Genomic DNA, 12525 nt, shown 5'->3' on the forward strand with positions numbered 1-12525 from the left:
TGCCCGGAGCAGCTGCGGCGTGACGCCGTCGCAGTAACTCCGGGAGAACGCCTACCATGGAATCCGGCCGGGGTCCGCAAGGCCTCGGCCGGATTTCTTGTCCGTGCAGGTACCCGAGATTGAGGACGAACACACCAGTGCTGTCGCTGACGAAGCTGCTCCGGATCGGTGAAGGTCGCATGGTCAAGCGGCTCAAGCAGATCGCCGAGCATGTCGAATCCCTCTCCCCGGAGTTCGAAGCCCTGACCGACGCCGAACTGCGGGCCAAGACGGACGAGTTCCGTCACCGCTACCAGGATGGGGAATCGCTCGACGAGTTGCTTCCCGAGGCCTTCGCGACCGCCCGGGAGGCGTCGTTCCGCGTCCTCGGTCAGAAGCACTACGGCGTTCAGATCATGGGTGGCGCCGCCCTGCACTTCGGCAACATCGCCGAGATGAAGACCGGTGAGGGCAAGACCCTGACCTGCGTGTTGCCGGCATACCTCAACGCCATCTCGGGAGACGGCGTCCATGTCGTCACCGTCAACGACTACCTCGCCAAGCGCGACTCCGAGTGGATGGGCCGTGTGCACCGGTTCCTCGGACTCGAAACCGACGTGATCCTGTCCGGCATGACTCCGGCGCAGCGCCGTGCGGCCTACAACGCCGACATCACGTACGGCACGAACAACGAGTTCGGCTTCGACTACCTGCGCGACAACATGACGCACTCGCTCGACGACCTCGTCCAGCGCGGCCACAACTACGCGATCGTCGACGAGGTCGACTCGATCCTCATCGACGAAGCGCGCACCCCGCTCATCATCTCGGGCCCCGCCGACGCGTCGAGCAAGTGGTACGCCGAGTTCGCGCGCATCGCGCCGCTGCTCGAGAAAGACGTCCACTACGAGGTCGACATCCGTAAGCGCACGGTCGGTGTGCACGAGGCCGGTGTCGAATTCGTCGAGGATCAGCTCGGTATCGACAACCTGTACGAAGCGGCGAATTCGCCGCTCGTGAGCTACCTGAACAACGCCATCAAGGCCAAGGAGCTCTACGCCAAGGACAAGGACTACATCGTCCGCAACGGCGAGGTCGTCATCGTCGACGAGTTCACGGGCCGCGTGCTGTCGGGACGCCGCTACAACGAGGGCATGCACCAGTCGATCGAGGCCAAGGAACACGTCGAGATCAAGGCCGAGAACCAGACGCTCGCCACGATCACGCTGCAGAACTACTTCCGGCTCTACGACAAGCTTTCGGGCATGACCGGTACCGCCGAGACCGAGGCTGCCGAGCTGCACCAGATCTACGACCTGGGCGTCATCCCGATCCCGACGAACCGTCCGATGGTCCGGGTGGACCAGGGCGACCTGATCTACAAGACGGAAGAAGCGAAGTTCGCCGCCGTCGTCGACGACGTGGTCGAGCGCCACGAGAAGGGCCAGCCGGTCCTGATCGGTACCACGAGCGTCGAACGTTCGGAGTACCTGTCGAAGCAGTTCACCAAGCGCGGCGTTCCCCACAACGTCCTCAATGCGAAGTTCCACGAGCAGGAAGCGCAGATCATCGCGGAGGCCGGGCGGACCGGCGCGGTCACCGTCGCGACGAACATGGCCGGTCGTGGTACCGACGTCGTGCTCGGCGGCAACCCCGACATCATCACCGACACCCTGCTGCGCAAGCGGGGACTCGATCCGGTCGAGACCTCGGAGGAATACGAGGCCGCGTGGGACGAGACCCTTCCCGCGGTGCAGCGGCAGGTCAAGGAAGACGCGGACCGGGTGCGCGAGGCCGGCGGCCTGTATGTGCTCGGCACCGAGCGTCACGAGTCGCGCCGTATCGACAATCAGCTGCGTGGCCGCTCCGGCCGTCAGGGCGACCCGGGGGAGTCGCGCTTCTACCTCTCGCTCGGCGACGAGCTGATGCGACGCTTCAACGGCGCTGCGCTGGAGTCGATCATGACCCGGCTCAACCTGCCCGACGACGTCCCGATCGAGGCGAAGATGGTCTCCAAGGCCATCAAGAGCGCGCAGACCCAGGTCGAGCAGCAGAACTACGAGATCCGCAAGAACGTCCTCAAGTACGACGAGGTGATGAACCAGCAGCGCACCGTCATCTACGAGGAGCGTCGCCGCATCCTTCGTGGCGAGGATCTCGAGGGCCAGGTGCAGCACATGCTCACCGACGTGGTCTCGGCCTACGTCGACGGCGCCACCGCCGACGGTTACGTCGAGGACTGGGATCTCGAGCAGTTGTGGACCGCGCTCAAGACTCTCTACCCCGTCGGCATCGACTACAAGACGCTGCTCGCGGAGAACGAGGATCTCGACCGCAACGACCTGCGTGAGGCGCTTCTCGACGACGCCCGTGCCGCGTACGCGCGCCGGGAGGCGGAACTCCAGGCGCTGGCCGGGGAGAACGCGATGCGCGAACTCGAGCGGCGGGTCCTGCTCTCGGTCCTGGACCGCAAGTGGCGTGAGCACCTCTACGAGATGGACTACCTGAAGGAAGGCATCGGCCTGCGCGCGATGGCGCAGCGCGACCCGCTCGTCGAGTACCAGCGCGAGGGCTTCGACATGTTCACCGCCATGCTCGAGGGCCTCAAGGAAGAGTCGGTCGGCTTCCTGTTCAACCTCAAGGTCGAAGCGGCGCAGCCGCAGGCTGCCGCGGGCAACGGGGTGTCGGTGACACCGGCGTCCGCTGCCGCTGCGTCCCGGACGGCACCCCCGGTCGGGCAGCCCGTTCCGTCTCGGGCACCCGCCCAGCCGGCGCCCGCGCCCGCTCCCGCCGTGCTGCGCGCACAGGGTCTGGACGAGGGCGAACGTCGTCTCACCTACAGTGGCCCCGCCGAGGACGGTCGTGCGCACGTCGCACGTCGCAGTGGTGGCGACGGCGCCGCACCGGCCGCGCATGCCGGCACCCGCAAGGAACGTCGTGCGGCCGCGCGACGCGACGCGAAGTCCGGCCGCCGGCACTGACCGTCGGTGAACTCCTTCACGACCCTGTGGCTCATCCGAGCCACAGGGTCGTGATCGTCCAGGGGTGAGGCGACTTCGGCTTCGGCGTCCGGCGCGCGATCCGTCCCGCCAGCGCGTACACGCGGTCGCCCCGGGCGTAGGTGCCGAACACCTCCGCGGTGTCCGCGTCGACCGCGTGCACCCGGGTCCGGAGCAGCACCGCGGCTCCCGCAACCCCGGTCGGGGAGGTGCGCGACGCCGTGACCGCCTCGACGAGCGTCGGTTCGAGTACCGCCGCGAGCTGGGTGACGGCGCGTCGCCCGTCGACGACCTCGAGGATAAGCCGCAGGGCCACCTCCGCGAACCTGTGCGCGGTGGCATCGACCCGAGGTACTGCGTCGGCGTGCGCGACCGGGGCGCGAGCCGAACCGGCGGGACGGCCGGATCGCCCGTCGTGCGGCGTGGCGCGCGGCGCGGCGTGGGGCCGGCACCGGACGCACTGCCCGGGAGCCTGCGATTCCTGTGGTGGCGGCTCGAAGCGAGGGATGCGGCGTACGTAGCGGCCGGTGTGCAGATCCGTCATGTCATGTCTCCCGGGCGTGGACGGCGCCGGCTCGGCGGCCGGTGCAGGGATCGCGCCTGTGCGGCGCGATGAGGTCCGGGAGAGGACGGACCGCCGATATCGTGACATATCCGGCGGGTCCGCGCTCGCCGTACATCTCGCGGCCGACCCGGGTGATGTCGCCACCGCGACGCGGCCGGGTGCGATGTGCACTTTGCGTCAGCCGTCCACGAATACGCTCTGCTGGTTGTCGTGGACGCCGGTGAACATTTCGGTCGGGGTGAGGGGCCGTGACGCCACCGTAGGCATGATCCCTTCGCGATGACGGCGAAACATCTAGGGTGAGGCCGTGCTGCGTGGACTGGTGCTCGACTTCGGTGGCGTGCTCGCCGGCCCGGATACGGACCCCGAGGCACTCGCGGCGGTCGTCGCCGAGTTGCGCCGCCGCGGGGTGCGCACCGCGATCCTGAGCAACGATCCCGGTGGCCCGCACGCGCAATGGTTGCGGGATCTCGCCGGGACCTTCGTCGACGAGGTGGTGCTGTCGGGGGATGTGGGGGTCGCCAAGCCCGATGCCGAGAGCTTCCGGCTCGTCGCCGAACGCCTCGGGCTCGCACCTTCCGAATGCGTCTTCGTCGACGACCTGGCGGGCAACGTGCGGGGCGCCGTGGCTGCGGGGATGGTCGGCGTCCACCATGATGGTCCCCACACCGTGATGGCCGAATTGGCTGTTCTCTTCGGCATCGCCGCAGGACGATCCGGGCAACCCGGAAGTGAGGGGGACGTTCGGCAATGACGAGTCGGATGACGGCGCAGGACGCGTCGTACTACTACCTGGAGACGAGCAACACGCCGATGCACATCGGCTCGCTGGCGATTCTCGAGCCGCCCGACGGGGGAGTTCACTACGACCGGGTGCTCGAGTTGGTCGAGCAGCGGCTCGCGGAGGTTCCGCGTTACCGCCAGAAAGTGCGTGAGGTGGCCTTCGGGCTCTCCCGGCCGGTGTGGATCGACGACCGGGACTTCGACATCACGTACCACGTCCGCAGATCCGCGGTCCCGCGTCCGGGCACCGACGATCAGTTGCACGACCTCGTCGCCCGGCTGATCTCGAGACCCCTCGACCGGACCCGCCCGCTGTGGGAGATGTACGTCGTCGAGGGGCTTGCCGGCGACCGCTGCGCAGTGTTCACCAAGTCTCATTCGGCGCTGGTCGACGCCGAGCAGTCGCTCGAGATCGGCCAGGTGCTGTTCGACCGGGACGCGATTCCGCGCGAGGTGCCGGAAGAGTTGTGGATGCCGGAGCAGGAACCGTCGGAATCGGCGTTGCTCGTCGGAGCACTCGCCGAACTGGTCGCGCGGCCCGGTGAAGGCGTGGCCGCGGTGCGGTCGGCGGTGGGCAACCTTGCGTCCACGCTCACCGAAACCGTGGACGCGGTGAGCCGTATCGCCCGCACCGCGGCGCAGTCCGCCCCCGAATCGCCGCTGAACGCGTCGATTTCCCGCAGCAGGCGTTTCGCTGTCGTGGAGTCCGACCTCGAGCCGTACCGGAAGATTCGTTCCCGATACGGCTGCACGGTCAACGACGTGGTGCTCGCCGTCATCGCCGGGGCACTGCGGTACTGGCTGCTTTCCCGCGGCGAGCCGCTGACCGAGGCCACCGTCGTCCGCTCGATGGTTCCCATGTCGGTCTACGTGCGTGACGCCGGCGGCGAGGGTACGGACGGGACGACCACGGTGCATCCTCAGGGCGAGGTGTCGTCGTTCCTCGTAGACCTCCCGGTCGGGGAGCCGAACGCCGTCGTGCGGCTGTCGCACATCGCCCACGCCGGGGAGGCGTACGCGCGGGAGCGCAGGCGGGTCGCGGCGCAGTCCATGATCCGGCTGTCCGGGTTCGCGCCGGCGACCATGCACGCGGTCGGAGTGCGCGTCGCGTCGGGTTTCTCGCAGCGCGTGTTCAATCTCATGATCACCAACGCTCCGGGGCCGCAGTATCCGCTGTATCTGGGAGGGGCACGACTGCTCGGGATGTATCCGGTCTCGCCGTTGCTCAAGAATCAGGCCCTGAGTGTCGCGCTGACGTCGTACGACGGAAAGATCTACTACGGTTTGAATGCGGACCGCGATGCCATGCCCGACGTGCATGTGCTGACGTCGCTGCTGCACGAATCGCTCGAGGAGTTGTCGGATGCCAGTAGGTGAGAAGTGACGCGTGTCTATGTACCGGCGACGCTCGGGATGCTGCAGCGTCTCGTGGCCGAGAACGAGCTCGACGCGGTGGGGCGTACAGCGTTCGCGGTGACGCCCACCTTGCGTGAGGCCTACACCTCCGGCGACGACGACGAGCTCGCGGAGGTGGCCATGTCCGAGGCGGCGCGTGCCTCGGTGCGGCTGCTGGCCGCCGAGGACACCGGGGCGACCCCGGAGTTCGGGACGCGGCGTGTCGTGATCGCCGCGGATGTCGAGGGCGCAACCCCGCGCCCCGATCTCGACGACGCCGTGGTGCGCCTCGCCGGGCCGATCCCGATGAGCGCCGTCGCGTCCGTGCACGTGGATCTGAAGGCCGCGGAAGCGGACGTCGCGCGTGCGATGGAGGTTGTCGACGCGGCCGATCTGGGCGACGAGGAGGCCGAGTTCGTGCTCGGCGACGCCGAGGATCACGAACTGGCGTGGTACGCGGCGCAGGAGTTGCAGTTCCTGCTGGAATTGCTCTGACCGCTCGGAACGAGGATGCTTGTGAGTGGAGTCTCCACGTAACCTACGGAACCGTAACCTCTGATAACCTTCGCGGTCGTAGTTCCAGCGTGAGGAGAATCGGTCGATGGGTTTCAAGGAATGGATCGAAAGGCCCGCGGCCCATGTGGCACCGGGTGAGCGATCTCTGTCCAACGTGGTGCGAGGCGCGGTCGCGCGACTCACGACCCCACTGTTGCCCGATGATTATCTGCACTTGATCAACCCGTTGTGGTCGGCGCGTGAGCTTCGTGGGCGCATCGTCGAGGTCCGTTCCGAGACCCCCGACTCCGCAACCATCGTCATCAGGCCCGGCTGGGGCTTCGACTTCGGGTACTCGCCCGGTCAGTACATCGGCATCGGCCTGCACATCGACGGCAAGTGGCATTGGCGGTCGTACTCGCTGACCTCCACCCCGATCCGCACCGACAAGGTCATCTCGATCGCGGTGAAGGCGATGCCCGAGGGGTTCCTGTCGAGCCATCTCGTCGGTGGTGTGCCGGAAGGCACAATCGTGCGCCTCGCGGCTCCGCAGGGCGACTTCGTTCTTCCTGATCCGCCGCCCGAGAAGATCCTGTTCCTGACGGCCGGCAGCGGCGTCACACCGATCATGTCGATGCTCCGCACCCTCGATCGGCGTGCGGCCGACCGTGGCGTCGACATTGCCGACGTCGTGCATGTGCACTCGGCGCCCACCGCCGAGGACGTGATGTTCCGGTCCGAACTCGAGCAGTTCGACGCCAACCACGACCGCTACCGCTGCCACCTGCAATACACGCGTGAACAGGGCAAATTCGCCCTGTCGCAGCTCGACGAGGTATGTCCGGACTGGCGGGAGCGTCAGACCTGGGCGTGCGGACCGCAGCAGATGCTCGCCGATATCAGCGCTCACTGGGAGAAGGCGGGCCTCGAAGATCGCGTGCATCTCGAGCGCTTCGCGGTCACACGGGCCGATACCTCCGGAGCCGGGGGAACGATCACGTTCGCGAAATCCGGCAAGACGGTGACCGCCGACGGTGCCACCACCGTTCTCGAGGCGGGGGAGAGCGCAGGAGCGCTCATGCCCTTCGGTTGCCGGATGGGAATCTGTCAGACTTGTGTGGTGCCGCTCCAGAAGGGGTATGTGGTAGATCTCCGGTCGGGCGAGGAGCATGGAGAGGGCGAGCGAGTCCAGACCTGCATCTCCGTTGCGGCAGGCGACTGCACCATCGACGCCTGAGGCCTCGACCGCACAATCGATGCCCTGAGGGCACAACCATGAACGACGAGAGGGACCCGCTTGGCCATCACCGACATCCGCGAGTTCGCGCATCTGACCGACGCCGATATCGACGCTTTGGCAACAGAGTTCGATGCCATCCGGCGCGACGTCGAGAATTCGCGTGGGCCGCGTGACGCGCGGTACATCCACAACACGATTCGGCTGCAGCGAACGCTCGAGATCGTCGGCCGGATCGTGCTGCTCGGCTCGCGGCGGCGCTCACGCTGGCTGCTCGGCACGACCGCGTTGTCGCTCGCGAAGATCATCGAGAACATGGAGCTCGGGCACAACGTGATGCACGGGCAGTGGGACTGGATGAACGATCCGGAAATCCACTCCACGTCGTGGGAATGGGACCAGACCGGCCCGTCCGCTCATTGGAAGCGCGCCCACAACTACGAGCACCACACGTACACGAACATCGTGGGGATGGACGAGGACGTCGGATTCGGCATCCTGCGCATGACCCGCGACGAGAAGTGGCGCCCGATCAACCTGCTGCAGCCGGTCGCGAACGTGGTCCTCGCGCTGACATTCGAGTGGGGTATCGCGCTGCACGATCTGACGGCGCAGCGGATCGCGTGGGAGAAACAACTCGGTGACGGTCCGCGGCCCAGGATGTCCGGGCCCGACCGCGAGTTCGTGGCGAAGGCCGGCCGCCAGGTGTTCAAGGACCTGGTGCTGTTCCCCGCCGCGACCGGACCGGCATGGCGCAGCACGCTCACGGCGAACCTGACGGCCAATGTCGTGCGCAATATCTGGGCGTACCTGGTGATTTTCTGCGGACACTTCCCGGACGGCGCCGAAAAGTTCACGGTCGAGCAGTTCGAGGACGAGTCGCGCGGTCAGTGGTACCTGCGGCAGTTGCTCGGTAGCGCGAACATCACCGGTGGCCGGGTCATGGACTTCATGACCGGCAACCTCAGCTACCAGATCGAGCACCACCTCTTTCCGGACCTGCCGAGCAATCGCTACCGGGAGATCGCGGCCCGGGTCCGTGCGCTGTGCGGCAAGTACGACCTGCCGTACACGACCGGACCGATCGGACGGCAGTACATGCTGGCACTGCGCACCATCCACAAACTGGCGTTGCCGGACACCCTTCTGCGGGCGACGTCCGACGATGCGCCGGAGACGTCGTCGGAGCGTAAGTTCGAGCGACTCCGTGCTGCCGCAGCACTGCCGGCTCTCACCGAGGACCCCGTCACGGGACGTCGCCGTGGGTTGCTCACCGCGCTGCGCTCGCATGCCGAGCACACGGTGGCGATGCGACGTGCGCGTCGCCGGAATCGGCAGTAATCGACGCCGCCCGCCCGTAAGTGATTCCGATCACACGTCCGAAATCGCCTAACCTACGGAGCCGTAACCTACGGTAGGGTAGCCGCCATGGCGATATCGGACATCAAGGAATACGCGCACCTTACGGAGGCGGACGTCGAGGCCATCGGCCGCGAGCTCGATGCCATCCGGCGCGATATCGAGGAGTCGCGCGGTGAGCGCGACGCCCGATACGTCCGCAACACGATCCGGTTGCAGCGCGGCCTCGAGGTCGGTGGACGTCTGGTCCTGTTCGGTTCCAAGAAGCGCTCGCTGTGGTGGCTGGGCACCGGAATGCTCTCGTTGTCGAAGATCATCGAGAACATGGAGCTCGGGCACAACGTGATGCACGGGCAGTGGGACTGGATGAACGACCCAGAGGTCCACTCCGCCAACTGGGAGTGGGACAACGTCGATCCGTCGGCGCACTGGAAGATCACCCACAACCACCTGCACCACAAGTTCACGAACATCCTGGGTATGGACGACGATGTGGGCTACGGGTTGCTCCGCGTCACCCGCGACCAGCGTTGGAAGCCGTTCTACCTCGGCAACATCGCCTACAACGCGATCCTGGCGTCGCTGTTCCAGTACGGCATCGCGATCCAGTTGCTCGAACTCGGCAAGGTCATCCAGGGTCGCGACGACCGCGAGATCACCAAGAAGCACGGCGCCGAGGTGCTCGCGAAGATCGCGAAGCAGGACCTGCGCGACTACGTCGTCTATCCGGCGCTCACGGGCAAGTCGTGGAAGACCACGATCACCGCGAACGCCACGGCGAACTTCGTCCGCAACGTGTGGACCAACGCCGTGATCTTCTGCGGGCACTTCCCGGACGGTGCGGAGAAGTTCACGAAGCAGGACGTCGAGAACGAGACGCACGCCGAGTGGTACCTCCGGCAGATGCTCGGGTCCGCCAACATCTCCGGCGGCAAGATCATGGACTTCATGACCGGCAACCTGAGCTACCAGATCGAGCACCACATCTACCCGGACCTGCCGTCCAACCGGTACGCGGAGATCGCCGTGCGCGTGCGGCAGTTGTGCGACAAGTACGACCTGCCGTACACCACCGGTCCGCTGGCCGTGCAGTACTGGAAGTCCTGGCGCACCATCGCGAAGCTCTCGCTACCCGACAAGTTCCTCAAGGACGACCGCGACGCCGCCCCCGAGACCGCATCGGAGCGGGGCTTCGGTGGCCCGGCGGAGATCGATCCGGTCACCGGACGCCGGCGCGGTCTGGCCACCACGATCGAGACGACCCGCAAGCGCGGTCTCGTCCGCAGGATTCTCGGCATGCGCTGAGTTCGCGAGCGTGTGCTGCACGCCCCGAACGTTGATCGAACCCCGGCACCGGAACTGGTGCCGGGGTTCGATGCATTCGATCACCAGGAGTCGTTGGACGCCAGCGAGGCGAGCAGTTCGCGCACGGCCTGCGCCCGGCGCAGCGACTTGCCCTCGAGGCGGTCGAGCGCGCACTCGGGGTCGGCGGGCGGCCCGAGATGCGTACAGCCGCGGGGGCAGTCGGCGACCGCCGCGGCGAGATCGGTGAAGGCCGCGACGACGTCGTCGGGCTGGATGTGCGCGAGTCCGAACGACCGGATGCCCGGAGTGTCGACCACCCAGCCACCGGACGGAAGCGGAAGTGCGACGGACTGGGTCGACGTGTGCCGGCCCTTCCCGACACCGGAGACCACACCCGTGGCGCGGTCGGCGTCGGGGACGAGGCGATTGACGAGGGTCGATTTGCCGACGCCGGAGTGGCCGACCAATGCGGTGACCCGGCCGGTGAGACGCTCGGTGAGGTCGGAAAGATCGTTGTCCTGGCCGACGGCCAGCACGGGGATGTCCAGATCGGCGAACTGCGACGCGAATTCCTCCGGGTCGGCGAGATCGCTCTTGGTCAGCCCCAGCATCGGGGCGAGCCCGCCCGCGTACGCGGCGACCAGCGCGCGCTCCACGAGCCCGGTGCGCGGCGGCGGATCGGCGAGTGCGACGACGATGAGCAGTTGCGACGCGTTCGCCACCACGATCCGTTCGAACGGGTCCGTGTCGTCGGCTGTCCTGCGGAGCACGGTGGTGCGTTCCTCGACCCGCACGATGCGCGACAGGCTGTCGGGACGGCCGGAAAGGTCGCCGACCACCCCCACCCTGTCTCCGACGACGATCGGTGTACGGCCCAGTTCGCGTGCGCGCATCGCCACCACGGGTCGCTGCGGATCGCCACCCAGGACGACCCCCCAGCGCCCACGGTCCACCGAGAACACCATGCCCTCCACCGCATCGAGGTGGGCGGGCCGATCCTTGGTACGCGGTCGCGAACTCTTGCCCGGACGGACCCGGACGTCGGACTCGTCGTACTGCCGCCGGCTCAGGAGCGTGCTCCCGTCAACATCGCCGCCCACAGACCTTCGAATCCGGGGAGGGTCTTGGCGGTCGTGCCGATGTCCTCGACCTCGACGCCGTCGACGACGAGACCGAGGATCGCGCCGGCAGTCGCCATCCGGTGGTCGGCGTAGGAGTGCCAGACACCGCCTGTCAGGGTGGCCGGTTCGATCAGGAGGCCGTCCTCGGTTTCCGTGGCGATGCCGCCGAGCCGGCCGATCTCGGCTGCCAGCGCGGCGAGCCGGTCGGTCTCGTGGCCCCGCAGGTGTGCGATACCGCGAAGACGCGAGGGGGTCGATGCCAGCGTGGCCACCGCGGCCACCGTGGGCGTCAGTTCACCGACGTCGTGCAGGTCGATGTCGATGCCGGTGAGCGTGGCCGGCCCTCGCACCGTGAGCGTCCCGTCCGACAGCGACACAGCCGCTCCCATGCGCTCGAGGATGTCCCGGATGGCGTCGCCGGCCTGCGTGGTCTTCTCCGGCCAGCACGGGACCGACACCGTGCCTCCGGTGACCGCGGCGGCGGCGAGAAACGGGGTGGCATTCGAGAGGTCCGGTTCGACGACGACGTCGTGGGCGGCGATCGGGCCGGGCAGAACCCGCCACGTGTTCGCCTCCGAGGTGTCGACGTGCACGCCCGCGTCACGGAGCATGTCGACCGTCATATCGATGTGCGGGGTGGACGGGACGGGCTTGCCGTCGTGGTGCACGGTCACACCGTCGTCGAACCTCGCGGCGGAGAGCAACAGACCGGACACGAACTGCGACGACCCGGACGCATCGATCGTGACGGACCCGCCGCGCACGCCGGCGCGACCGTGGACCGTGAAGGGCAGCGTGTCGCCGTCGATGTGCGCGCCGAGTGCCCGGAGTGCGTCGAGCACCGTGCCCATCGGCCGGGATCGTGCCTGCTCGTCCCCGTCGAAGCGGACGTCCCCGTCGGCCAGGGCAGCCACCGGCGGAACGAAGCGCATCACGGTCCCCGCGAGGCCGCAGTCCACCGCGCCGGCTCGCAGGGGTCCCGGCGTCACATCCAGGGTGGTGCCGCCGTCGCGCTCGGTGATCGCGGCGCCGAGGGATCGCAGCGCAGCGATCATGAGGTCGGTGTCGCGGCTGCGCAGCGCTCCGGTGACCGTCGAGGGGCCGACCGCCAGGGCGGCCAGGACGAGGGCACGGTTGGTGATGGATTTGGATCCAGGCAGCGTCACGGACGCGTCGACGGGGGACACGGCTCGGGGTGCTTTCCACAGGCTCACCCGTCCATCTTCGCCCATCGTCCGCCCGGGCATCGACTCCCACCCGTCCGCGCGACCGGTGTGTGCCGTGTCG

The 12525-nt window shown here is 67.6% G+C and carries 10 protein-coding genes; 7 read left to right on the plus strand and 3 right to left on the minus strand.

Features of this window, described 5'->3' with window-relative positions:
- Positions 1 to 137: 137 nt before the first annotated feature.
- The gene (gene secA, locus HF886_RS04700) at positions 138 to 2960 is read left to right on the plus strand and encodes a preprotein translocase subunit SecA (protein WP_169619792.1); all 2823 of its coding nucleotides are present in this window, start codon (positions 138 to 140) and stop codon (positions 2958 to 2960) included.
- 31 nt (positions 2961 to 2991) lie between these two features.
- Here secA and HF886_RS04705 read toward each other — a convergent pair whose 3' ends face one another.
- Positions 2992 to 3522 carry an Rv3235 family protein gene (locus HF886_RS04705; protein ID WP_169651684.1) on the minus strand — a complete coding sequence of 177 codons (531 nt, stop codon included), beginning with the start codon at positions 3520 to 3522 and terminating at the stop codon, positions 2992 to 2994.
- Between the two features lie 331 nt (positions 3523 to 3853).
- Between HF886_RS04705 and HF886_RS04710 the strand changes: the two genes are divergently transcribed.
- The 6 genes from HF886_RS04710 (at position 3854) to HF886_RS04735 (ending at position 10117) form a co-directional block, all read left to right on the plus strand.
- Entirely contained in the window at positions 3854 to 4297 is a 444-nt protein-coding gene (locus HF886_RS04710) for an HAD family phosphatase (RefSeq protein ID WP_169619997.1), read from the plus strand.
- Positions 4294 to 5703, plus strand: a complete 1410-nt coding sequence (locus tag HF886_RS04715) for a wax ester/triacylglycerol synthase family O-acyltransferase (protein ID WP_169619790.1) — start codon at positions 4294 to 4296, stop codon at positions 5701 to 5703. Before HF886_RS04710 ends, HF886_RS04715 begins: the two co-directional genes overlap by 4 nt.
- Positions 5704 to 5706: 3 nt before the next feature.
- Positions 5707 to 6216, plus strand: coding sequence for a hypothetical protein (locus tag HF886_RS04720; RefSeq protein ID WP_169619789.1), 510 nt, complete (start codon positions 5707 to 5709; stop codon positions 6214 to 6216).
- A gap of 106 nt (positions 6217 to 6322) precedes the next feature.
- Positions 6323 to 7453, plus strand: a complete 1131-nt coding sequence (locus tag HF886_RS04725; RefSeq protein WP_169619788.1) for a ferredoxin reductase — start codon at positions 6323 to 6325, stop codon at positions 7451 to 7453.
- 60 nt (positions 7454 to 7513) lie between these two features.
- Positions 7514 to 8794, plus strand: coding sequence for an acyl-CoA desaturase (locus tag HF886_RS04730; RefSeq protein ID WP_169619787.1), 1281 nt, complete (start codon positions 7514 to 7516; stop codon positions 8792 to 8794).
- A gap of 87 nt (positions 8795 to 8881) precedes the next feature.
- Positions 8882 to 10117, plus strand: coding sequence for a fatty acid desaturase (locus HF886_RS04735; protein WP_169651685.1), 1236 nt, complete (start codon positions 8882 to 8884; stop codon positions 10115 to 10117).
- A gap of 80 nt (positions 10118 to 10197) precedes the next feature.
- On the opposite strand, the gene rsgA is transcribed toward HF886_RS04735, so the two are convergent.
- Together rsgA and aroA are read right to left on the minus strand one after the other, a co-directional pair.
- Positions 10198 to 11217: a ribosome small subunit-dependent GTPase A gene (rsgA, locus tag HF886_RS04740; RefSeq protein ID WP_169651686.1), complete on the minus strand. Its 1020-nt coding sequence runs from the start codon at positions 11215 to 11217 to the stop codon at positions 10198 to 10200.
- Positions 11184 to 12470 (minus strand): 3-phosphoshikimate 1-carboxyvinyltransferase, encoded by a 1287-nt coding sequence (gene aroA / locus HF886_RS04745; protein ID WP_169651822.1) that lies wholly within the window; start codon positions 12468 to 12470, stop codon positions 11184 to 11186. The genes rsgA and aroA overlap by 34 nt, the downstream gene beginning before the upstream one ends.
- Positions 12471 to 12525: the final 55 nt, after the last annotated feature.

The sequence above is a fragment of the Rhodococcus sp. 105337 genome, from assembly GCF_012844225.1.
Taxonomy (GTDB): domain Bacteria; phylum Actinomycetota; class Actinomycetes; order Mycobacteriales; family Mycobacteriaceae; genus Rhodococcus.

What these genes read in the sequence shown, in the direction of transcription:
- HF886_RS04735 (WP_169651685.1), top strand. Translation starts at nt 8,882, where the DNA reads ATGGCGATATCGGACATCAAGGAATACGCGCACCTTACGGAGGCGGAC.
- HF886_RS04715 (WP_169619790.1), top strand. Translation starts at nt 4,294, where the DNA reads ATGACGAGTCGGATGACGGCGCAGGACGCGTCGTACTACTACCTGGAG.
- aroA (WP_169651822.1), bottom strand. Translation starts at nt 12,470, where the DNA reads ATGGGCGAAGATGGACGGGTGAGCCTGTGGAAAGCACCCCGAGCCGTG.
- HF886_RS04725 (WP_169619788.1), top strand. Translation starts at nt 6,323, where the DNA reads ATGGGTTTCAAGGAATGGATCGAAAGGCCCGCGGCCCATGTGGCACCG.
- HF886_RS04705 (WP_169651684.1), bottom strand. Translation starts at nt 3,522, where the DNA reads ATGACGGATCTGCACACCGGCCGCTACGTACGCCGCATCCCTCGCTTC.